Annotated in this window: 19 protein-coding genes; 8 read left to right on the forward strand and 11 right to left on the reverse strand. The window is 70.4% G+C overall.

The window, feature by feature from the left end:
* Nucleotides 1-25: 25 nt before the first annotated feature.
* The 6 genes from IF20_RS13155 to IF20_RS13180 form a co-directional block, all read right to left on the reverse strand.
* The gene (locus IF20_RS13155; RefSeq protein WP_052865314.1) at nt 26-2,308 is read right to left on the reverse strand and encodes a catalase; all 2,283 of its coding nucleotides are present in this window, start codon (nt 2,306-2,308) and stop codon (nt 26-28) included.
* Nucleotides 2,309-2,886: 578 nt separating this feature from the next.
* Entirely contained in the window at nt 2,887-3,921 is a 1,035-nt protein-coding gene (locus IF20_RS13160) for an ABC transporter permease (RefSeq protein ID WP_110944124.1), read from the reverse strand.
* Nucleotides 3,918-4,880 carry an ABC transporter permease gene (locus IF20_RS13165; RefSeq protein ID WP_052865315.1) on the reverse strand — a complete coding sequence of 321 codons (963 nt, stop codon included), beginning with the start codon at nt 4,878-4,880 and terminating at the stop codon, nt 3,918-3,920. The genes IF20_RS13160 and IF20_RS13165 overlap by 4 nt, the downstream gene beginning before the upstream one ends.
* Entirely contained in the window at nt 4,873-6,432 is a 1,560-nt protein-coding gene (locus IF20_RS13170) for a sugar ABC transporter ATP-binding protein (protein WP_052865316.1), read from the reverse strand. Before IF20_RS13170 ends, IF20_RS13165 begins: the two co-directional genes overlap by 8 nt.
* A 141-nt stretch (nt 6,433-6,573) precedes the next feature.
* Complete coding sequence (locus IF20_RS13175) at nt 6,574-7,668, reverse strand: ABC transporter substrate-binding protein (protein WP_052865317.1); 1,095 nt, start codon at nt 7,666-7,668, stop codon at nt 6,574-6,576.
* A 356-nt stretch (nt 7,669-8,024) separates the two neighbouring features.
* Nucleotides 8,025-9,068, reverse strand: coding sequence for a LacI family DNA-binding transcriptional regulator (locus IF20_RS13180; protein ID WP_052865318.1), 1,044 nt, complete (start codon nt 9,066-9,068; stop codon nt 8,025-8,027).
* Between the two features lie 246 nt (nt 9,069-9,314).
* Here IF20_RS13180 and IF20_RS13185 point away from each other — a divergent pair, with 246 nt between their 5' ends.
* Entirely contained in the window at nt 9,315-9,830 is a 516-nt protein-coding gene (locus tag IF20_RS13185; protein WP_052865319.1) for a DinB family protein, read from the forward strand.
* Between the two features lie 8 nt (nt 9,831-9,838).
* On the opposite strand, the gene IF20_RS13190 is transcribed toward IF20_RS13185, so the two are convergent.
* Nucleotides 9,839-10,909, reverse strand: coding sequence for a glycoside hydrolase family 43 protein (locus IF20_RS13190; protein ID WP_052865320.1), 1,071 nt, complete (start codon nt 10,907-10,909; stop codon nt 9,839-9,841).
* A gap of 380 nt (nt 10,910-11,289) precedes the next feature.
* Between IF20_RS13190 and IF20_RS13195 the strand changes: the two genes are divergently transcribed.
* Nucleotides 11,290-11,727 carry a protealysin inhibitor emfourin gene (locus tag IF20_RS13195; RefSeq protein WP_052865321.1) on the forward strand — a complete coding sequence of 146 codons (438 nt, stop codon included), beginning with the start codon at nt 11,290-11,292 and terminating at the stop codon, nt 11,725-11,727.
* Nucleotides 11,728-11,877: 150 nt separating this feature from the next.
* Entirely contained in the window at nt 11,878-12,855 is a 978-nt protein-coding gene (locus IF20_RS13200) for an alpha/beta fold hydrolase (RefSeq protein ID WP_052865322.1), read from the forward strand.
* A gap of 208 nt (nt 12,856-13,063) precedes the next feature.
* Here the strand turns inward: IF20_RS13200 and IF20_RS13205 are convergent, their stop codons facing one another.
* On the reverse strand, nt 13,064-13,537 hold the full coding sequence (locus tag IF20_RS13205; RefSeq protein ID WP_052865519.1) for a carboxymuconolactone decarboxylase family protein: 474 nt from the start codon (nt 13,535-13,537) through the stop codon (nt 13,064-13,066).
* A 456-nt stretch (nt 13,538-13,993) separates the two neighbouring features.
* Between IF20_RS13205 and IF20_RS13210 the strand changes: the two genes are divergently transcribed.
* The 3 genes from IF20_RS13210 (at nt 13,994) to IF20_RS13220 (ending at nt 17,512) form a co-directional block, all read left to right on the forward strand.
* A complete protein-coding gene (locus tag IF20_RS13210; RefSeq protein WP_052865323.1) occupies nt 13,994-15,214 on the forward strand; it encodes an FAD-dependent monooxygenase in 1,221 nt (406 codons plus the stop codon).
* 302 nt (nt 15,215-15,516) lie between these two features.
* A complete protein-coding gene (locus tag IF20_RS13215; protein ID WP_234426634.1) occupies nt 15,517-17,028 on the forward strand; it encodes an FAD-dependent oxidoreductase in 1,512 nt (503 codons plus the stop codon).
* Between the two features lie 133 nt (nt 17,029-17,161).
* Entirely contained in the window at nt 17,162-17,512 is a 351-nt protein-coding gene (locus tag IF20_RS13220) for a hypothetical protein (RefSeq protein WP_052865324.1), read from the forward strand.
* A 25-nt stretch (nt 17,513-17,537) separates the two neighbouring features.
* On the opposite strand, the gene IF20_RS13225 is transcribed toward IF20_RS13220, so the two are convergent.
* Entirely contained in the window at nt 17,538-18,167 is a 630-nt protein-coding gene (locus IF20_RS13225) for an ankyrin repeat domain-containing protein (RefSeq protein WP_052865521.1), read from the reverse strand.
* Nucleotides 18,168-18,250: 83 nt separating this feature from the next.
* On the reverse strand, nt 18,251-18,973 hold the full coding sequence (locus IF20_RS13230; protein ID WP_052865325.1) for a TetR/AcrR family transcriptional regulator: 723 nt from the start codon (nt 18,971-18,973) through the stop codon (nt 18,251-18,253).
* A gap of 164 nt (nt 18,974-19,137) precedes the next feature.
* Between IF20_RS13230 and IF20_RS13235 the strand changes: the two genes are divergently transcribed.
* Nucleotides 19,138-20,820: a CocE/NonD family hydrolase gene (locus IF20_RS13235; RefSeq protein WP_052865326.1), complete on the forward strand. Its 1,683-nt coding sequence runs from the start codon at nt 19,138-19,140 to the stop codon at nt 20,818-20,820.
* A 14-nt stretch (nt 20,821-20,834) separates the two neighbouring features.
* On the opposite strand, the gene IF20_RS13240 is transcribed toward IF20_RS13235, so the two are convergent.
* The gene (locus IF20_RS13240) at nt 20,835-21,119 is read right to left on the reverse strand and encodes a hypothetical protein (protein WP_052865327.1); all 285 of its coding nucleotides are present in this window, start codon (nt 21,117-21,119) and stop codon (nt 20,835-20,837) included.
* A gap of 234 nt (nt 21,120-21,353) precedes the next feature.
* Between IF20_RS13240 and IF20_RS13245 the strand changes: the two genes are divergently transcribed.
* The gene (locus tag IF20_RS13245; protein ID WP_234426635.1) at nt 21,354-22,652 is read left to right on the forward strand and encodes a PAS domain-containing protein; all 1,299 of its coding nucleotides are present in this window, start codon (nt 21,354-21,356) and stop codon (nt 22,650-22,652) included.
* Nucleotides 22,653-22,739: the final 87 nt, after the last annotated feature.

The raw sequence follows: 22,739 nt of genomic DNA on the forward strand, positions 1-22,739 counted from the left end.
GAAGCAGCTCCACAGGCACTTCCCGTCACACTGCGGGGCTGAAGCGCTCCCAGACTCGGTGACTGCCCAGGAGCTGGGCGACCTGCTCCAGGGTTGCGGTGCCGCTGTCGCCGACCACGACACCGGGCGCGTCGGCCGGGACACCGGCCGTGCCGAACACCGCGTCGGCGCCTGCCCAGCCGCCGATGGCCTTGCCGTGCCGGAAGGCCTCGGCCAGCAGGAGTCCGACGCGCGGGTCGGTGGCGGCGGCCTGCTCACCGGCCGGGCCGGCGGCCGCCTTGGCGTCCCGTGCGCCGAGCGCGTCCTTGCCGGTGCCGGGTGTCCCGGCCACGAGGACGGCATCGAACTCGACGGAGCGGGCGGTGGCGTACGTACGCTGCACCGTGATGGCGTCGCCGCCGGTGCCGAGCTTCCCACCGGCCGGGGCGATGACGAGGGGGACCATGCCCGAGTCGAGTACGGCCTGACGCACCGCGCGTACACCGTCCAGGTCTCCGGACTCGTCGGTGACGATGCCGATGATCCGGCCGTCCGTCGGCCAGGTGGCACCGACCTGCGAGAGGGCGGGGCTCGGCTCCACCGGGTCCACGGTCTCCGCCGGTTCCGGGGCCGGCAGGCCGAGGCCGGCCGCGACCCGTGCGCAGAGCTCGGCGTCGATGTTGGCCAGGACCTTCAGGCCCCGCTCCTTGACGGCCTGCTCGTAACACTTGCCGAGCTCGAAGGTGTACGCACCGATGATGTGTTCCTTCTCCACCGGCGTCATGCTCTGCCAGAAGCGGCGCGGCTGGCTGAAGTGGTCGGCGAAGGATTCCGGGGCTTCCCGCACCTTCCGTGCCGCCGGGACCTCGACCGGCGTTTCGATGAACGCGCCGGTGTCCGCACCCGCCATGAAGGGGCAGCCGCCGTCGAGCGAGTTCGGCTTGTAGGGGGCGACCCCCCGATGCACCGCTGTCTGGTGCATGCCGTCCCGCAGCATGTCGTTGACGGGGGCGTGCGGCCGGTTGATGGGCAGCTGGGGGAAGTTCGGACCGCCCAGCCGGGTGATCTGCGTGTCGAGGTAGGAGAAGAGCCGGCCGGCCAGCAGCGGGTCGTCGGTGACGTCGATACCGGGAACGAGGTGGCCGACGTGGAACGCCACCTGCTCGGTTTCGGCGAAGTAGTTCGACGGATTGGCATTGAGGGTCAGCAGGCCGATCGGCTGCACCGGGGCCAGTTCCTCGGGGACGAGGTTCGTCGGGTCCAGCAGGTCGATGCCCTCGAAGGTCTGGTCGGGCGTGTCGGGGAAGGTCTGGATGCCCAGCTCCCACTGCGGGTGGGCCCCCGCCTCGATGGCATCGGCGAGGTCCCGGCGGTGGAAGTCGGGGTCCACCCCGTTGGCGATCTGCGCCTCTTCCCAGACCAGTGAGTGCACGCCGAGCTTCGGCTTCCAGTGGAACTTCACCAGGGTCGTCTCACCCGCGGCGTTGACCAGTCGGAAGGTGTGGACGCCGAAGCCCTCCATCATCCGGTAGGAGCGCGGGATGCCACGGTCGGACATGTTCCACAGCGTGTGGTGCGTCGCCTCGGTGTGCAGGGTGACGAAGTCCCAGAACGTGTCGTGCGCGCTCTGGGCCTGGGGAATCTCCCGGTCGGGGTGCGGCTTGCCGGCGTGGACGATGTCCGGGAACTTGATGGCGTCCTGGATGAAGAACACCGGGATGTTGTTCCCGACCAGGTCGAAGACGCCCTCGGAGGTGTAGAACTTCGTCGCGAAGCCTCGGGTGTCGCGCACGGTGTCGGAGGATCCGCGCGAGCCGAGGACCGTGGAGAACCGCACGAACACCGGCGTCTCCACGTCCTTCGCGAGGAACGCCGCCTTGGTGACGTTCGCCGCCGTCCCGTACCCCTGGAAGACGCCGTGGGCCGCCGCGCCGCGCGCGTGCACCACGCGCTCCGGGATGCGCTCGTGGTCGAAGTGCATGACCTTTTCCCGCAGGTGGTGGTCCTGCAGCAGCACCGGCCCGCGGGGGCCGGCCTTCAGCGAGTGGTCGGTTTCGTACAGTCGGGTCCCCTGAGCGTCCGTCAGGCGGCTGTCGCGCTGCGCGACGTCGGACTGGTCCGCACCGGTGGGCTGCCCGGTCGGCGACACCGTCTCGGGCCCGCGCTGGTCGGGTTTGGGCGGCAGCGGGCCACGCGGCTCCACCGGCTCCAGGACCGGCGGCGTCTCCGGGCCGGGCTTGCCGGGAATACCCTCCTCCGGCCCGGACCCGGGCCGCAGTGCGTCGGCGACCTTGTCCGCGGCGTGTTTGAGAGGGTTGGTGTCGACCATCGTCAGGATTCCTTCGCATCGGACCGGCCGTCGGTGATGCCGGTGTATGGGCCCTGGCCTGCGGATCTGTCAGGTGGCGCGGTCGTCCGACTGCCCAACGCCCGCGGTGACCACGAAGCCTGCGGATCACCGGCCGGAAGCCGTCCAAACACGAGACATACAGAACCGGACGTTGCACACAGAAATTCACCATACGTGCCATATGCGTACGCGCCGGGCTGACGCGTACAGCCAGTCGTGCGATGCGGGCCTGGTCGTACCTGCCCCAGCCCTCGTTCTCGTTGACCCACGTCATGGGGGGGCGGAGAGCTGCGGTGCTGGTCGCTGACGCGGTCGTACTCCGCCTCCCACTGGGTGCGGGCGACGGCTTCGGGGTCCACGCCCGGGGTGCGGCAGCCGCAGCGCCGGAAGCCGTCAGGGCCGTACCGCCCAGCAGGGTCGGTGCGGCCAGTGCGGTGGTGGCCCGTCGGGCCCACCGTCCGAACCGGGGAGCCGGGGAACCGGGGAACGAGGTGCGGGTGAGCGACGCATCGTGACTCCTTGAGGGGTGGGGGCGGAGACGCGCGTGTGCGGGGTTCTCACATCAGCTGCCGCCTGCGGCCGAGCCAGGTCTGGGCGATGACCACGACGGCGAGGAAGGCACCACTGACGACCTGCTGGTAGGAGGAGTCCAGGGACCCGATCTGGTTGATGACGTTCTGGATCACCTTGAGCAGCAGGACACCGACCAGCGAACCGCTGAGATAGCCGAGGCCGCCGGTCAGCAGGGTGCCGCCGATGACGACGGCGGAGATGGCGTCCAGCTCCATGCCGTTGCCGAGGATGGTCACGCCGGAGGCGAGCCAGGCGGCGTTGAGCGCACCGGCCAGCCCCGCCAGTACGCCGGACATCGTGTAGACGAGGATTTTGGTACGCGCCACCGGGGCACCCATCAGGGCCGCCGCGTCCTCGTTGCCGCCCACCGCGTACACGTGCTGGCCGAACCGGGTACGGCGCAGCACGACGGCGCCCGCGACGAACAGGGCCAGCGTGATCCATACGGGGTTGCCCAGGCCGAGGGTGGTGCCCTGGCCGAGGTGGGCGAGGAACGTCCCCTTGCCGATCAGGTACGTGTCGGCGCCCTCGTCCGTGAGGGCCAGCAGCAGGCCGCGCGCCCCGAGCATGGCGGCCAGGGTGACGATGAAGGGTGCCAGCCGCGAGCGGGCCACCAGCAGCCCGTTGACGAGGCCGACAGCGCCGCACACCACGAGCGGCAGCAGCAGCGCGAGCAGGGACCCGTGGCGCGCTCCCCACGCGGCCAGCACACCGCCGAGGGCGAACAGGGAGCCGACGGACAGGTCGATGCCACCGGTGATGATCACGAAGGTCATGCCCAGGGCGACGATGGCGAGGAACGCCGAACTGGTCGCCATGTTGGCGATGTTGTCGCCGGTGGCGAAGGAGTCCAGACCGAACGACGCCGCCAGGACGACGATGACCAGGACGGCCAGCGCGCCGTGTTGCTGGCCCAGTGCGCTCAGCCGCTCGGAGCGGGCGGAGCCCACCGGTTCGGACGCGGCCGTCGGCTCGTTGCTCGCGGTGGTCACGGGCGTGTCCGTCCCCGTGGCGGTCATCGCTTTCCCCGTCCCCGTGCCGCGTAGACCGCGCACACGATCACTATGGCCTGGGCGATCTGTGTCCACGAGGGGGGCAGATCGTGCTTGATGAGGGTGGCGGTGAGCAGCTGGATGAGGACGGCTCCCGCCACCGTGCCGCCGATGTTGACCCGGCCGCCGCTCAGTGGGGTGCCGCCGACCACAACGGCGGTGATGGCGGAGAGCTCCATCAGGTTGCCGAGGGAGGTCGGGTCGCTGGCCTGGAGCCGGGCGGTGGCGAGGACGCCGGCCACGGCCGCGAGCAGTGCGGAGAGGACATACACCACGATCAGCACTCGGCGTACGGGCAGGCCGGCGAGCTGGGCTGCGGGGCGGCTGTCGCCGATGGCGAGGAGCCGGCGTCCGAAGGTGGTGCGGCGCACCACGAAGGCGATCAGCAGGGCCAGGGCGGCGGCGATCAGGATGAGGTAGGGAATGCCCGCGATGTCGCCGGAGCCCAGGGAGGCCAGCCCGGGGTTGTGGAGGTCCTTCAGCTGCGGCAGCAGCACCAGGGCGAGGCCCCGGCCGCCGACCATGAGGGCCAGCGTGGCGACGATGGGCTGCACTCCTACCAACGCGACCAGTGCCCCGTTGGCCAGGCCTGCTCCGGCGGCGAACAGTGCCACCACCAACAGGGCGGGCAGCAGGCCGTAGCCGAGGTAGAGGGCCGTCACCGAGGCCGCCAGTGCCATCACGGCACCGACCGACAGGTCGACGCCCTCGGTGCCGATGACCAGGGCCATGCCCAGCGCGACGATGATGACCGGGGCGACCTGCACGGCCTGGGTGCGGAAGTTCTCGGCGGACAGGAAGTGCGGTGTGATGACGGTGTTGACGACCAGCAGCAGCGCCACGCCCGCGTAGACGCCGTAGGTCTGCAGCCACTGGAGGAGGCGGGCCTTGTCCAGCGGGGCGGTGTGCAGGGTGGCTTCAGCCATCGGTGGTCACCCCCTTGGCCACGTCCGGCGCCGGAACGTCCCCGGCGATGGTCCGCATCAGCTCGTCCTCGGTGACGTCGTCGCCGGTCAGCTCGCCGACGACCGCACCGTCCTTCAGTACGACCACGCGGTCGGACCCTTCGATGAGTTCCTCCAGGTCGGAGGAGATGAGCAGGACGCCCAGGCCGTCCGCGGCCAGCTCGTCCACGAGTTTCTGCACCTCGGCCTTGGCGCCGACGTCGATGCCTCGGGTCGGCTCGTCGAGCAGCAGTACCTTGGGGGTCATCGCCAGCCAGCGGGCCAGCAGCACCTTCTGCTGGTTGCCGCCGGAGAGCTCGCCGACCTTCTGGTGCGGTGAGGACGCCTTGATGCGCAGCCGCTTCACGAAGGTGTCGACGATCCGGTCCAGGCGGGCCTCGGAGACCAGCCCGAAGCGCGAGAGGCGGGGCAGGGCGGCCAGCGCGATGTTCTCGCGGACGGAGAGGCCGGGCACGATGCCTTCGCTCTTGCGGTCCTCGGGCAGCAGGCTGATGCCCGCCCGGATGGCGGCTGCGGTCGAGCCGCCCCGCAGCGGGACGCCGGCCACCGTGACGTTCCCCGAGCGCACCGGCAGGGCGCCGGAGATGGCCTTCGCCGTCTCGGTACGCCCGGAGCCGAGCAGCCCGCCCAGTCCGACGACCTCGCCCGGCCGGATGCGTACGGAGACGCCGTGCAGCTTGTGCGGGACCGTCAGTCCCTCGGCGTCCAGTACCGGCTGGGAATCGGCGATGCGGTGATCGCCGGCGAACTTCGTCACCCCCTCCGTGCGCACCTCGCCCAGCTCCCGGCCGAGCATGGTCGACACCAGCGCCAGCCGGTCGAGGCCGGCCAGCGGGCCGTGGTGGACCCGGCGGCCGTCGCGCAGCACGGTGACCGTGTCGCACACGGCGTACAGCTCGTCGAGGCGGTGGCTGACGTAGACCACGGCGATGCCGTCGTCGCGCAGCCGCCGGATCACCGAGAACAGCGTCTCCACCTCGCGCGGTTCGAGGGAGGAGGTGGGTTCGTCCATGATGACGATCCGTGCGTCGGTCGCCACCGCGCGGGCCAGCGCCACCATCTGTTGGGCACCGACGCCGAGGGTGCGCAGCGGTTGCCGGACGTCCACCCGGACGCCGTAGGTGCGCAGCGTCTCCGCTGCCTCGCGGTGCATGCGGGCGAAGTCCAGCAGGCCCAGCCGGTTGCGTGGCTCACGGCCGAGGAAGAGGTTGCGGGCCACGCTCAGCAGCGGGATCAGGTTGACCTCTTGGTAGATGGTCGAGATGCTGGCCTTCTGCGCCTCCAGCGGTGTGCCGAAGGAGACCTTGCGGCCCTGGAAGGTGATCTCGCCGGCGTCGGGTCGGTGGACGCCGGTGAGGAGTTTGATGAGGGTCGACTTACCGGCGCCGTTCTCGCCGATCAGGGCATGGACCTCACCGGGGCGCAGGGTGAGGTCCACGTCGTCCAGGGCCCGGACGCCGGGGAAGGACTTGCTCAGGCCGCGAACGGCGAGGACTTCGGCCGGGGCAGACACCTGTGCCTCCTGACAAGGACGGTGAGGGGTGGCGGGTGGAGCGAGGAGCAGGCGGTGACGGAAGGAGGCGGCGGGGCGGGCAGGGCCGCGGGCGGCCGGACCCTGCCGGCAGGCCGGTAGGCCTTGCCGATGCCCTGCTCGTCAGTACGCCTTGCCGAGGTCCTGCTGGGCGTTGTCCGGGGTGTAGGCGCTGTCCTGGATGATGATGTCCTGGGGCACCTTCTCCCCCTTGGTGAAGGTGTCCAGCGTCTGGAACGCCAGCGGGCCGAATCGCGGGTTGGACTCGATGACACCGCTGATCCAGCCGTCCACGACGCCCTGGACGGCGCTGCGGGTACCGTCGACGGTGACGATCTTGATGTCGCCGGCCTTCTTGCCCGCGCCCTTGAGCGCGGCCACCGCGCCGAGGCCCATCTCGTCGTTCTCCGCGTAGATGCCCTTGATCCCCGGCTTGGACTGAATGAGCTGCTCGGTGACCTGCTGGCCCTTCTCGCGGGTGAAGTCGCCGGTCTGCTGGAAGACGACCTTCAGGCCCGGGGCCTTCTTGGCGATGGCCTCCTTGAACCCCTTGGTGCGCTCGGTGGTGACGTTGTTCCCGGCGGAGCCGAGCAGGATCGCGACCTCTCCCTTGCCGCCGGTCGCCTTGATCATCTGGTCGGCGGCGCGCCGGCCCTGCTCGACGAAGTCCGAGGCGATGAAGGAGACGTAGTCCTTGCAGGCAGTGGCATTGATCTTGCGGTCGATGGTGATGACCGGCACCTTCTTGGCGGCGGCGGCCTTCAGCGCCGGGTCCCAGCCGTCGGAGTTGAGCGGCGCGATGACCAGCAGGTCGACGCCCTTGGCCAGCAGGTCCTGGACATCGCTGATCTGCTTGGAGAACTGCGACTGGGCGTTGGCCGTCAGCAGCTTGACGCCGCGTCGGGAGGCCTCGTCCTTGAGGGACTTCGTCTCGGCGATACGGAAGGGGTTGGCCTCCTTCTCCGACTGGGAGAAGCCGACCGTCGCCCCCTTCTTCAGGTCCAGCTTCCTGCCGCCGTAGGCCTCGATGGTGCAGCTCTTGCTGCCAGGCTTCGGCGTGACGACCTTCTGACCGGCCTCGGCGGCCGACGAGGACTTGTCGCTGTCCGAGACGTCGTCCTCCGACTTCGCGCAGCCGGAGGCGGCCAGGACCACCGCGGCGGCAACGACCACGAGCGCAGGACGGGCGAGGAGGTGAGGGCGGTGAGTACGTCGCATGAAGACCCCGTTCCGGGTGCTGCTGTGAAGGAATAGGGGGAGCTGAACGACGAGCGGAAGTGGTGCGTCTCCCCCAGGCGCTGGACGTTGTTCGGTCCGCCGCAAGGGGTTTTTACATCGTTGGAAGGGCGCTGTAAACCCTTCACGCACGAGATGCGGGCGGAGCAGGGGACGGAAGCGGGGGCGGAGCGGGGAGGTCGAGCCGCCGGGCATCGGCGCGCCGAGCAGGAAGGTGCGCGCCCTTGACCAGTACGGGAGGCACTGTCGGCACCGCCCCACGCGCGACGTTCCCACTGCGCTGGCCGGACACGGACGTTGACCGGGCCGGCCGAAGGAGCGCGCGCCGGCGGACGGCCTCAGGAGGGAACACGGATCGTCCCGTCGTTCGCCGCGTGACGCCGTCCCAGCGTGCTCTCCCGCTCCACGATGCGGTGGCCCGCCCGGATGCGCCGGACCTCGGAGGTGGTACCGCCGAGCCGTGCGAGTACCGACTCCACCGCGAGCCGGCCGATGGCCCCCTTGTCCGGTGACACGGAGGTGAGCGTCACCGCGCCGAAGCGCCCCTCGACCACGTCGTCGAATCCGACCACCGCGACATCCTCGGGCACGCGTAGCCCCCATTCGTGGAGCACCCGCATCGCACCCATGGCCATCGGGTCGTTGTAGGCGAACACCGCGTCGGGGCGCCGGCCGCCCGTCAGTATGCCCACCATCGCCGCGGCGCCGTCCCCGTACCCCCAGCCGTCGGTGGCGGCCACCAGCCCGTCGTCGACGGAGAGACCGGCGGAGGTCAACTCCGCGCGCCAGCCGCGCAACCGCAACTCGGCGGGCTCGCTGTTGCCGCGCCGGGCACCGATGAACGCCACCTCCCGGCACCCCAGGGAGATCAGGTGCCGGACGGCGGTACGGGCGGCGGCGACGTTGTCGATGGCGATGTGGTCGTACGGCAGGTCGTACTCGCGCTCGCCGAGCAGGACCAGCGGCACGTCCTCCGCGCGGTCGCGCAAGTCGTCGGCCGCCAGCTCGATGGGGCTGAGGATCAGTCCGTCGATGACCCGCGCCCGGAACGCCTGGCTGACCAGGACTTCCTGCTCGCGGCGGCCGCCGGTGTGGTCCAGCAGCACGATGTGGTCGTGCTCGGCCGCCGCGTCGATGACCGCGGCGGCGAGTTCGGCGAAGTAGGGGTTGCCGAACTCCGGCAGGGCGAGGGCGATGATGCCCGTACGCCCCTTGCGGAGGTGCCTGGCAGCGAGGTTGGGCCGGTAGCCGAGCGCGTCGATGGACCGCTGGACGCGTGCCCGCATGGCCGGGGTCACGTGCTGGTAGTCGTTCACCACGTTCGAGACGGTCTTGATGGAGACCCCCGCGTGCGCGGCGACGTCCTTGAGGCTGACCCGCAAGTCGATCCCTTCTCCAACGGCCCGCCCCCGGTGACCGATGCGGACCCCTCACCAACGCCGTTGGCACGTCCGGTCGTTGGGGTTCTCCGGCGCCGCTTTACAACGTTATACGACCCGAGTGTCCCACTGACAAGACGCTGCGTCGCACCGGGACCACTCCCGCCCCTGTTCCGCGGAAGGATGAGACCGGCCGCAAGGGAAATACCAGGTGGCTCATCGTGCCCGCCCGGCATTAGCGTCCACTCCATGACGCACTTCCCCGAGCCCGCCGATACCTTGACCGACCCCCACGAGCTCCTGCTCGGGTATCTCGACTACTACCGCGACGCGCTGCTACGGAAGCTCGACGGCATGTCCGAGCGGGACCTGCGCACCAGCAGACTCCCCTCCGGCTGGACCCCGCTCGCCATGCTCAAGCACCTCGCATTCGTGGAACGGCGTTGGCTGCGCTGGGGATTCGCCGGCGAACAGGTGGACCCGGTCTGGGGCGAGACCGACCCTGAAACAGGAAGGTGGACCGTCTCGGCGGACGAATCGCCGGAAGAGATCAAGAAGCTTTTCCTGGACGAATGCGCGCGCTCCCGCACCATCGCAGCCGGCGCCCGACTCCATGAAACCGCACGAAGCGGCGGCGGCTTCAATCCACCGGACCACCACCCCACCCTGAGCTGGATTCTGTTTCACCTGCTGCAGGAGTACGCCCGACACGTCGGCCAGCTCGACGTGGTGCGCGAGCTCGCCGACGGCGCGACCGGTGAGTGACGAGGTCACTACTCGAAGAACTTGATGCTCCAGCCGGTGTCCGTGTTCGGGCCGGGGACGTTGGCGCGGCTGTAGGTGGTGTTGCCCCACCAGGTGAACGTGCCGGTGTACCAGTACCGGTTCTCCCACGAGTACGGCGTCCCCTTCGGCACCGCGTGGAACATGAGGGGGAACTTCGGGCCCGCGGGAGGGCTGGTGCCGATGTCACCGTCGAGCAGGACGAAGCTGTGGTGGCCGGGGCCGTTGACGTGCAGCGTCGGGTCCCAGCCGGCCATCATGGTGGCGCGGTTGGAGCCGAACAGGCAGCCGTTGGACTTGTACCAGTCCCACACGTAGGTCGGATCGCCACCGGCCCGCAGCCGCAGGTCGGCCAGGCAGTACTGCTCGCTCCAGCTGCCGTTGGCGGAGTACACGATGTGCAACTGTCCGTTCGGGTCCTTGATGGCCTCGGGCGCCTCGTTGATGAACGGGTTGCCGACCACCCGCTCCCAGCTCTCCCGCGGCTGCGAGATCACGTACCGCGCGCCGGTCGGGGTGGTGGGACTGCTCATCCGGGCGATGTAGAGGTTCTGCTCGACGTTGGTGTCACCGGCCCAGCCCGACCAGACGAACCAGCGCTGCCCGTTGAACGTGAACGAGGTGCCGTCAATGGCCCACTTGTCGTCCGGCAGTGCCAGCTTCGTCTCGGCGGTGTAGCCGCTGTCGGGCGCGGTGGAGCTGATGGCGTACATCCGGTGGGCCGACCCGCGACCGGCGGAGAAGTAGATGTAGTAGCGGCCACCGTCCCGCACGATCTCCGGAGCCCAGACCTCCCCGAGGTCACGGGTGTCCGACCACACCTGGCGGGCGGGCGCCGAGGCGAGCGCGGCCGTCGATGCGGCTTGCCGCACGGCGATGCCGCCGCCGGTCGACTGCACCGAGACGTAGGTGCTGTCGACCCGGATCACGCTCGGGTCCGCAGCTCGGAGGCCGGTCTGCTCCGCGCGGGCGGGCTCGGCGGTCGACACGGTCATGACGGCGGCCAGGGCGCCGGACAGCACCAAGGCAGCGACGCCGGAAAGACAACGAGAAAGCTTCATGAATCCGTCCCATGAGTGGCCTCCGCTCCGACGGCGAGCCGGCGGAAGAGCACCGGCACCAGGACGACAACCGGTCGGGGTCGCGTCGGAGGAGGCTGCGAGGACGACCCTGCCCGTCGGTTCTGTTTTTTCAGTTGTTGCTGTTCCGGTCCTACTGCTTCGGCCGGGCTGCTCTTCTTGCTTCCCTGTCACGTCCGCGCTCGCTTTACATCGATGGAAGAGCGCGCTCCGACAGCATTGCGACTAGCGCTGAACATGTCAACGAGGCGAAGGCCGGCTGTTCGCCAGGTGCCGACACGGCGTCAGTCGGCCGCCGTTGGCGATGCCCAGCGGCCGGCCCGCCCGTATCGTGGGCCCCACCGAGCCCTGGGAGAGCGAACATGGCCACGTACACCGGGCGGTTGCTCGCCCTCCTCACGATCATCCTGCTGCTGGTGGGGTGCGGACGGTCCGCCGCTTCCGAAGACCACACCGGGCCGAGGACCGACGACGTGGCACTCTCGATCACCGGCGGCATCGCCGGCGTTCAGCACGGCATCGAGGTGCGCCCCGACGGATCGGTCCGGCTCACCGACCGCAAGGGCAGTCGCGAGGCCCGTGGCCTGTCGAGTGCCGAGCGCAAGAAGCTGGACTCGCTCCTGGCCGCCGTCGACTTCACCGAGCTGCCTGCCCGCAGCATTTCCGCGGACTCCCGAGACCGCTTCGAGTACCGGCTGACGTACGACGACCACAGTCTGGTCACCGACGGCAGCACCGACCTCGGCCCGGCCGACGACCTCATTCGGTACCTGGAGACGTGCATGCGAACGCGCCGGTAGCGACGGCACGACACCGGCCGGTCGAAAGCCGCCGCCGGCCAAGTTGCCGAAACGGCAAGAAAGCTCGAAACGGTGGCGGGCCCTCCCGCAGGATCGACGGCGAGCCGAAAGCGGCACCAGGTAAGGACACGGTCTTGGAGGAGATGCACTGTGCAGCACATCGCGGAGGTCACCCACCGGTCGGTCGCCTCACCCGCCGGGCGGATCCACCTCGCGGAGCAGGGCAGCGGGCCGCTGGTACTGCTCGTCCACGGCTTCCCGGAATGCTGGTACTCCTGGCGCCACCAACTGCCGGCCCTCGCGGCGGCGGGATACCGCGCGGTCGCCATCGATGTGCGGGGCTACGGCCGCTCCTCCAAGCCGGCCGCGACGGAGGCGTACCGGATGGTGGATCTGGTGGCGGACAACGTCGCGGTGGTGCACGCCCTGGGCGAGGAAACGGCGGTGGTCATCGGCCATGACTGGGGTGCGACCATCGCCGCGAACTCCGCGCTGCTCCGCCCCGAGGTCTTCACGGCGGTGGGGCTGCTGAGTGTCCCGTACACCCCGCCCGGCGGGCCCCGCCCCAGCGAGGTCTTCGCCCAGATGGGTGGGGAGGAGGAGTTCTACGTTTCCTACTTCCAGCAGCCCGGGCGCGCGGAGGCCGAGATCGAACCCGATGTGCGCGGCTGGCTCGCGGGTTTCTACGCGGCCCTGTCCGCCGACACGATGCCCACCCCCGGCGCCCCCGACCCCCACTTCGTCAGCCCCACCGGGACGCTGCGGGACCGCTTCCCCACCGGTCGGCCACCCGCCTGGCTCAGCGAACACGACCTCGACGTTTACGCCGGGGAGTTCGAGCGCACCGGACTGACCGGCGCGCTCAACCGCTACCGCAACATGAACCGCGACTGGGAGGACCTCGCCGCCCACGCCGGCGCTCCCCTGCGCCAGCCGTCCCTGTTCCTCGGCGGCAGCCTGGATGCCTCCACCACATGGCTGACCGACGCGATCGACGCCTACCCGGTCACCCTGCCGGGCCTGATCGCCTCCCACATCCTCGACGGCTGCGGCCACTGGATCCAGCAGGAACGCCCCGCCGAGGTCAACCGCTTCCTGACCGACTGGCTCGCCGCGCTGCCCGCCTGACGGCGCCTCCAAGCGACGAAGTCGCAAGACCACGAAGTCGCAAGGCGACGAAGCGGCAAAACGACGAAGTGGCGAAGTGGCGAAGTGGCAAAACGGCAAGTGAACGGGACCGGTGCGGGCCCGTTCACTTGCCGCGGCAGTCAGCCCGGCCGATGCAGTCGGGCCAGCCGAAGCAGTCAGGACAGTCAGGTCGATCAGCGCGATCAGGTCATCCGAACTGGCCGGGCTGGTAGTCGCCCGCCGGCATCTGCAGCATGACGTTCCCGCGGTTGAAGGCGTTGATGACCGCGATGACACCCACCAGAGCGGCCAGCTGGTCCTCGTCGTAGTGCTTGGCGGCGTTCGCCCACACCGCGTCCGGGACACCGCCGGCCGCATCGGCGATGCGGGTGGCCTCCTCCGTCAGTTCCAGCGCGGCGCGCTCGGCCTCGGTGAACACCGTTGCCTCCCGCCAGGCCGCCACCAGATTCAGGCGTTCCGCGGACTCTCCGGCGTGCACGGCGTCCTTGAAGTGCATGTCGGTGCAGAAGCCGCAGCCGTTGATCTGGCTTGCGCGCAGCTTGACCAGCTCCTGCGTCGAGGCGGGCAGAGTCGAGTCCGCCAGGGCCTTGCCCGCGGCGATCAGGTGCTTGAAAACCTTGCCCAGGACCGGGTTGGTGAAGGGGGACAGACGAGCTTCCATGATGCGCTCCAAGGCGTCGTTCCTGCGATGACACACCTATGACGGGGCGGACCGGCCCGATGTGACATCACCGCATGTGACCTGCGTCACTCCCTGGATGGCCGCGACAGGTGCCCGCCATGAGGGCCAGGCCCTGCAGGTACGCCCCGGCGCCACCGACCGCCGCAGGCTCTCCGCGTCCGGGACGAACGGCGCCTCCAGTCCGACAGTCTCGTCACGCTGCGTGTCCGACCGGCTGCGGGAGCCAGGGGTGGGCCAGGGGTGAAGGGTGGGCGACGGCCCTGTTCGCGGTCGGCGTCACAACGGCTCGTCAGCCGTCCGGACGACTCCCGGCGCCCGCCCTGACCTCGATCATCGAGACTGAGGCCAGCTGATTCACACCGGGAGCGACCCGCTGCTTCGGACGCTGTCACCGCTCCCTACCCTTTTGCCGAGCACGAACGAAGGAGCACTGTGGTGGGGACCATCGAAACCCAGGTGGCTGTCGTCGGCAGCGGGCCCGCCGGACTCACACTGGCATCGCTGCTGCACAAGCGGGGCGTCGCCTGTGTGGTGATCGACAAGTTCGACTGCGAGCAGCTGCTGGCCAGGGCCCGCGCCGGTTTCCTGGAGCGCCGCACCGTGCAGCTCCTGGACCGGCTCGGAGTCTCGAAGCGGCTGCGCACCGAGGGCCTGCCGCACACCGCGTGTGAGTTCCGTTGTGACGGCGAGGTCGTCCGGCTGGACTACACGGACCTGTGTGGTGACACCCCGAGCTTCGTCTACCCGCAGCAGGAGGTGGTGGCCGACCTGCTGGACGGGTACGAGTCGGCGGGCGGCTCCGCGCTGCTGGGCCGCCCGGTCGTCGAGCTCGGTACCGAGCGGGGGCTGCCGGTGGTGCGGTGCGCGGACGGCACGGTGGTACGGGCCGAGGTGGTGGTCGAGGCGGCGGGGCAGTACGGCCCGGTGCGTGCCGCCCTGCCCACCGGCGCCTTCACCGAGTACGACGTCCGGCACGGCGTACGGCTCCTGGGTGTCCTGGCGCAGACGCCGCCCTTCGCTCCGCACACCGTCTACGGCCAGCACACCGACGGGTTCGCCGGACAGATGCTGCGGTCGCCGGAGGTGACGCGCCTGTACCTGGAGGTGTCGGACGACGAGGGCCTGGCGGACTGGCCCGAGGAACGCATCTGGCGGGAGCTGGACGGCCGGCTGGCGCTGTCGCCGGGGACGCTGCGGCGGGGTCCGGTGCTGGAGCGGTCCCTCGTGGAGATGCGGACGTGGGTGGTGGAGCCCATGCACCTGGGTCGGGTCGCGCTGGTGGGTGATGCGGCGCACATCGTGCCGCCGTCCGGGGGCAAGGGGATGAATCTGGCCATGGCCGACGCGGCCGACCTCGCGGCCGCCCTGGGTCGGCACTTCCGCGGCGCCATCGGTGACGTCGGCGAGGTGCTGGCGGCGTACTCGCGGCGGCGCCTGGCCGACGTGTGGCAGGTGCAGGAGTTCAGCCACTTCATGCTCCACCTCCAGCACGGCCCGCGGCCCGGCACCCCGGACGCGGGATACGTCGAAGCGCTGCGCCGGGCTCGACTGTTCCGACTGCGTGACGACCCGGCTTACGCGCGTGCCTTCCTGGAGCGCTACATGGGGCCCGAACTGGCGCCTGAACTGGCGTCGGGACTGGCGCCGGAACTCTGACTCGCCGGGCCGGATGCCGGTGCCGTCCACCCGTTCGCGGTGACATCACGTGATGTCACGGGGGCCGGCATATCCGCCCGCAAGTCGGGATAACGATCCCGGAGGTCGGGATATCCGTCCCGGGCGTCGAGCCAGCCGTCCCGGAAGTCGGGATGTCCGTTTCCGAGGTCGGGCGGGAAGAGGGGCAGGGCATGACGGACGGTATGGACGCGGTCGACGCGGCGGAGCTGCCACGGTCGGAGGCGAGTCCAGAGGCAAGGACGGGACCGGGGCCGGGACCGGTATCGCGCTCGCGTCATGCGGTGGTGATCGGGGGCGGCCTGGCGGGCCTGCTGTCCGCTCACGTCCTCGCAGACCACGCGCAACAGGTCACGCTGATCGAGCGTGACCGCTTCCCCGATCGGGGACGTGCGTCGGAGCAAGAGCAGGAACAGGAACAAGAACAACAACAGGGACGTGCGGAGGAGCGGGACGGGGAGCCTGCGGGGGAACGGGCAGCAGGCCAGGCCTGGGCGCAGGACCGCCCCGGTGTGCCGCAGGGCCGGCATCCGCACATCCTCTTGGAGAGCGGGCAGCAGGCGATAGAGAGCCTCTTACCCGGCTTCATCGCGCAGTTGGCGGCCGCAGGATCGCCCCGGGTGGGGCTGCCCGCCGACATGGTCCAGTGGCAGGAACGCTGGTTCGCCCGGCTGCCCGCCACTCAGTCCATCTTCACCGGTTCGCGTGCCCGGTTGGAGCAGTTGGTACGGGATCGGGTGTGCGCCAACCCGGCGATCCGGCTGGTCGACGCCACCGACGTCGTCGGGCTGACGGGAGACGCCGAGCGGGTGCGGGGCGTGCAGCTGCGCGCACGCGGCCACGGCACTCGGCGTGAACTGGCCGCGGACCTGGTCGTGGACGCCTCCGGACGCGGCTCGCACGCCGACCGCTGGCTGACGGGCATCGGCGCGGAACCGCCCCGGGTGGAGCGGTTGGACACGGGGCTCGCGTACGCCTCCCGCCTCTACCGCGACACCCGCGGTGAGCTCACACGGGACGGCGCGCCGGCCGGCCAGGAGGGCGGTCGGCGCACCGACGCGCTGGCCTACTACGTCTTCCCCAGCCCGACGCATCCCAACGGTGGCGGCATCCTGCCGGTGGAAGGCGGGCGCCATCTGGCCATCCTCTTCGGGTTGCGCGGTGACGAACCGCCCACCGACGAGGAGGAGTTCACCCGGTACGCGGCCACGCGTCTGCCGCACCCCTTCATCCACGACTGGCTGACGCATGCCGAACCGCTCTCCCCCATCCACGGTTTCCGCAACACCGCCAACGTCCGGCGTCGCTACGATCGCCCGGGGCGCCGCCCTGCCGGGTTCCTCGCCGTCGGCGACGCGCTGTGCACGTTCAACCCGATCTACGGGCAGGGCATGGCTGTTGCCGCCATGACCGCCGTGGCCCTGCGCGACGCGCTGGCAGACCCCCGCCGCACACCGACGACCCTGCGTGTCCAGCGCGCCCTCCTCGACGCCTCACGTCAGGCATGGGAGATCTCGGCCGGCGCCGACAAGACGATGCCGGGAGCGGTCGGGGACAGCGCCATGACCCGTACGCCGCTGGTGCAGCGTCCGGCGAACTGGTACCTCAGGCGGGTTCAGGCGTACTACGCCACCGAGCCCGTGGCCGCGGCGGCCTTCCGCTCCGTACTCGACCTGTCGTCCCCTTTCACCGCGCTCTTCACACCGAAGGTCGCCCGCGCCGTGCTCCTGCGCCCGGCCCCTCCCGCACCGACGGAGCCACCGCTGCACCGGTCTTCGCCGAGCGACGCCCAGTAGTATCCCTTCGCGCCGTCGAGCAGCCCCTCCGGCTCCGGGCTCAGGTCCTCGGCCGGGTCGCACCGCACCGGTTCCGGGAGGCCGCCGCGGTACACCGCCCTCGCTTTGGCGCGGGAGACGTTATGTTGCTCGTATGTCTGCTGTGCTTGTTGTGGGTTATGACCCGGAAGCGATACCTGGTGTCGACGGCAATGCTCTGCGCGCTTCTCTCGATGCGGAGTTGGCCCGGTTCGGTGAGAACGGCATCGACGCCGCCATGGCGCTGATCGTGTTCGATGAGACCGCGGAACCCGCCCTCGTCGCCTCGCTCACCGAGCGTCCGTGGGACGTCGTGGTCGTCGGTGGCGGGATCCGCAGGACGGAGCAGTTGTTGCCGCTCTTCGAGCAGGTCGTGAACCTGATCCGTCGTCATGCGCCGCAGGCCGCCATCGCCTTCAACACCAGTGGTGGGACCAGCGTCGAGGCCGCCCGGCGATGGCTTTGAGCGCGGGCGGACGGCGTCGTCCGGTTCACCGTTTGACCTTCTCCCACCCTTCTGGGGTCACCCAGTAGAAGTCGCCGCGGTCGGCGTCCATCCGCGAGTGGGCGTGCACCTCCAGCACGCCCATGATCAGGCGGTAGGTGAAGCCGCCCATCATGCCGACCACCGTGAACGTGACCTCCACGGCCGGCCCCTCCGTCAGGAAGGACAGCGGCGGCAGCAGGTGCTCGACCTCCTCGAAGCAGCTACCGGTCGTCGCGCGCAGCAGTGCGTGGAATGAGGGCTCCAGCGTCTCCACCGGGGCGGGGAGTTTCCGCACCGCGACCGGTTCCAGGAGCTCCAGGAGATGCGTGTGCCCCTGCTCGCGCGCGATGTCCACGGCACGCCGCCCGTCCCGGGTGCGCTGTGTGCGCCAGGCACCGTGCGCGAGCAGCCGGGAGACGACGGTGATGCTCGCGCCGTGCCAGGCCGCCTGATGCAGTGGGGCGAAGCCGCTGCGGTTTCCGGGCCGGGGGAGGTTGACCCACCTCGGTTCCTTTTCCAGCTCCTCGAACACGGCGTTCCAGTCGGCGTCCCGGGCCGCGTCGGCGAACCGGTCCCGTTCGACCAGGTACCAGTCGTTGAAGCGCTCGCGGTCCGTGAGGCAGTCCCACTCCATGCTGATCACGCGAACACGCTAACCGACCGTGCCCGCGCTCCGCCGATCGGGCCCGATGCCGGGTGAGCGGGGATCAGTCGGGATCAGTCGCTGTCGAGACCGTCGATCAGGCGGTCGAGGAAGCGGGTGAAGGTGGCCTCGGGGGTGAGCGGGCGTCCGGGGGCGGCGAGCGCTTCGGCGAGTTCCGGGTGGTGGCCGTCGGCGGCGACAGTGGCGAGGTAACGGGCTTCGGCGGCGCTCCGGTCCGCGGACCGTGCGGCCGTGGCCTGGGCGATCTCGTAGCTGACGTGTCCGGACACGAAGGCGGTGAGCTGAGCGAAGGCCTCCAGCCTGGCCGCACCGTCCAGTCCGGTGGGCCGCAGGGCGGCGAGAACGCTTTCCAGGAAGGCCAGCGTGTGGGGACCGAGGCTACGGCGGGTGGCCAGCGCGCCGGGTAGCCAGGGATGTCGCAACATGAGGGCGCGCTGCAGGTGGGCGATGGTCTTGAGGTCGGCTCGCCAGTCTCCGGTGCGTGCGTCCGTGGCCGGCAGTTCGCCGCTGACGTGGTCGACCATGAGCTCCAGCAGTGTTTCCTTGTCCGGGGCGTAGCTGTAGAGCGACATGACGCCGGCCCCGACCTCGGCCGCGACCCGCCGCATGGTGACGGCTTCGAGCCCCTCCGCGTCCGCCAGGGCTACGGCCGTCTCCGTGATCTGCTCGCGGCTGAAGGAGGGTTTGCGGCCTCGGCGCGACTCGGCGGGGCGCAGCCAGAGCTGCTCGGGATCGACGCCTGCGGCGTTGCGTTCTCCGTCTCCGGCACGGGGCACGGCCGCCCGCTCCTTCCCTCGGAATCCTGCGGTGAGTTTCGTGTTCGGTGCGGAGGACGTCCAGCACTCTCCAGTCATCTCCGGCATCATGGCATCATCTATTCTCGTACGCTGTACGGAATGAATGTACGGATAGATGCACGGATGGGTGGAGGAGGGGAACGATGTCAGCACGCATGCCTGATGCCGTGGCCGGATCGCGCTGGGCGCCGCCTGCCGCGAAGCCGCCGCTGTCCTCGCGGATGATGAGGGCGACCTGGCGAGGGCTCCCGGCGAAACGACACGAGGTCGGTTGGGAGCCGGGGCTGGCGGTGCCGTCCGCCGAGGGCGGCCCGCTGATCACCGACCACTACTACCCGCGCGCCGCGGGAGACTTCCCCACCCTCCTGGTCCGCTCGCCCTACGGGCGGGGCCTGCCGTGGTCCCCGCTGTACGGCCTGCTCTTCGCCGAACAGGGCTTCCATGTGGTCCTCCAGAGCTGCCGCGGCACCGGCGGTTCAGCAGGAGCGTTCGCACCGTGGCGCAACGAAGCGGCCGACGGCCGGGCGACGGTGGCCTGGCTCCGTGCGCAGCCCTGGTTCGACGGAAGACTGGGCACGGTGGGCCCCAGCTATCTGGGCCATGTGCAGTGGGCCCTCGCGCTGGACCCGCCACCGGAGCTGAAGGCGATGGTCGTGCAGGTGGGCCTGCACGATCCGCACGCCTTCTTCCACGGCGGCGTCCTCCAGCTGGAGAACGCACTCGTTTCCGGCGTCGGCATGACCTACCAGCACCGGGGCACGGCGATCTTCCTCAAAGCCCTGCTGCGCCTGCGCCGCAGAGTGCGCGAGATCGCCACAGCGCAGCCTCCGTACGAGCCGTACACGTCCGGCCTGGGGCCCGAGACCGCCTGGCTGGACGACGTGTTGACACGCTCGGACGCCGACGACCCGTACTGGGAGGGAACGTCCGTGGGTGAGGCGGCGGAGCGGCTTCGCGTACCCACCGCCCTCATCACCGGGTGGTACGACGCGCTGGCCGAGCAATCCTTCGAGCAGTACGACCGGCTGCGTGCGGCCGGCTGCGAGACCGCTCTGCTCGTCGGCCCCTGGACACACACGTCGGCATTCCAGCAGGGCCTGCCCGTGGTGTTCCAGGAAAGCCTCGCCTGGCTGCGCGCGCACCTGAACACCGACCCCGCCGACCTGCGGCCGACGCGGGTACGTGTGCACGTCGGGGGCGAAGACAGCTGGCGGGACCTGGACGAATGGCCGTCGGACCCGGCCACCACCGCCTGGTACCCCACCCCGGACGGGCGTCTCGCGCAGCAGAACCCCACCGGTTCCGACTCCGGTTCCGGCTCCGCAGCACTGGCCTCGTTCCGCTACGACCCGGCCGATCCCACCCCGTCCCTCGGCGGCCCGCTGCTCTCCCGCGGCGCCGGCCCGCGCGACAACAGCACCCTGGAAGCCCGGGACGACGTCCTGACCTTCACCACTCCCCCACTGGCCGAGGCCGTGGACATCCTCGGTCCGGTGACCGCGCGGCTGACGGTCTCGACCGGGAGCGGCCACCCCTACCTTTTCGCCCGTCTGTGCGACGTGGACCCACGAGGCCGCTCCCGCAACATCTGCGACGGGTTGGCTCTCCTGCAAGCAGCTCAAGGCGAGTCCGAGCAGGTCGGTGTGGCAATGGGCGCCACGGCCCACCGCTTGGCCGTCGGCCACCGCATACGCTGGCAGATCAGCGGAGGCGCCCATCCGCGCTACGTCAGCGCCCCCGGCACGGACATCGCCTGCGCGCCGGTGCGCATCACGCTCCACACCGACTCGGCACTGTTGCTGCCGCACAACTCCCGGCTCACCTGACCCCGACCCCGCGCTCACGTCGCGGGAACAGTGGCACCTCCGCCTCGGCGCGCCGCCTCGACCGCTGCTTGGTGGAGGTCCCGGGACTCGGCCTCCGAAGCGCAATGGGCCGGACCACCGGCCATCGTGAACCAGTCCGAGGCCCCGGTGTACTGCACGGCGACCAGCGCAAGTCCGTCATCGGCGGACCAGGTGGTGTGTACGGTGACGTCGCCGGTGACGGCGCCTGCCTCCACCGTGGCAACGCCGCCGGGGCCGGCGATCACCCCGGTCGTCGTCCACGAGCTCCACTCCGTCACTGCTCTCCTCGTCGTCCGCGTGCACCGCTCCGCCGCCGAAGGGCGTCACCTTCTTGATAGCCGTAACGAGCCCCCGAACGGCTCAGGGCGCGCGTCGCGGCACCCGACTGGCGGAGCGGCACGGTCGGCGAAGGGATGGCCAGTGCCGATTTTCGGGCCCTGTCTTGTCGCGGTCTTGTCGCGCGTCCTGGGCCGTGCGCAGGGTACCCGCGGACCACAGAGCAACATGGCGAGGTGAGAACGGTGCATGCGGTGTTGCGTGCCACGTGTGACAGCCAGCTGTTCGAGACGACCGCGGCCCCCTACGTGGTGCTCGACACGGACTTACATATTCAGGGCGTCAATTCGGCCTACCTGCGCGCCACCAGGAGAGCGCGCGACGACTTGATCGGCGCGTTCATATTCGACGCGTTCCCGGACAATCCCGAGGACGCCACGGCGACCGGCGTACACAACCTCAACTCCTCACTGGAACGGGTACTGCGCCGCGGCGTTCCGGACGAGATGGGGGTGCAGCGTTACGACATCCCCGACTCCGACCACCCCGGCAGGTTCCGCACCAAGATCTGGAGCCCGGTCAATACGCCGCTGATCGACGCCGACGGGAGCGTCATCGGCGCGCTGCACCATGTCGAGGACATCACCGCGGCGCAGCACGTCCTGCGTAACGACCGCGGGGCCGCACTGCGGGACGGCGTGCGGCAACCACCGGCGGTGCTGCGCCGCGCCATGCTCGCCATCGCACGCTACGAGCGGGCCTGCCACGCTCCGACGGCCTCCCGGACGGCGCCGGACGATCTGCCGCACGCCGCGACCGCCGCCCCCACGCGGGACACCGCGCATCGTGACGCGTTGTGGCATCGGATCGTCCATGCCGTTCACCAGGCACCTCCCAAGAGCTGCGCGGAGGCGGTGTGCTCGGCCACGGTGCGGGAGCTGTCCGGTGTCGACGCAGCGGCGATCACCTTGCACGGCAACGGGTCGATGCCGTACCACCTGGCCGTCAGTTCCTCCTTGGCGCAGCGCGGCGAGGAGCTGCAGTGGGTGACCGGCGAGGGCCCGTCGTTGACCGCGTTCGAGACCGGCGTTCCCGCCCTGGTGGCCGACCTGGCACGGCTCGGCTCCTCATGGCCGTTGTTCACGGACGCCGCGTGCGGCGCCGGCGTCGCCGCGGTCTTCGCGTATCCGTTGCGTTCGACGTGCGTCACGCTCGGCACCCTCACCCTCTACCGCGGCCGCCGCGCCGTCGACACCGCGGGCCCGCCCGCAGACGCGGAGGCGTTCGCGGAGATCGCCACCGTGGTGCTGCTCGCCGACCTGGACACCGAGATCACCGAGCGGCTCCGGGCCACCACCGACGCCGACGACATCAACACCGCGATCGGCGTCCTGGCAGCGGTACGCGGAGTCAGCACGCGCGAAGCGACCAGCATGCTGCGGGCCACGGCACAGTCCAAGGAACTCCCCCTCGCCGACGTCGCCCGCGCGCTTCTCCTCCGGTACCTGCCCGGCGGCCCCGGGGATCCCTCGTGACACACCTCGTTCGCTCGCGTCCGGGCAGCCGCGCTGACGCGAAGTCGCCGTGCCGGCCCGGCGCACCATCGTCCGCCCACCCCGTTC

Origin of the sequence: Streptomyces niger, assembly GCF_000718305.1 — a bacterium.
GTDB classification, from domain to species: domain Bacteria; phylum Actinomycetota; class Actinomycetes; order Streptomycetales; family Streptomycetaceae; genus Streptomyces; species Streptomyces niger.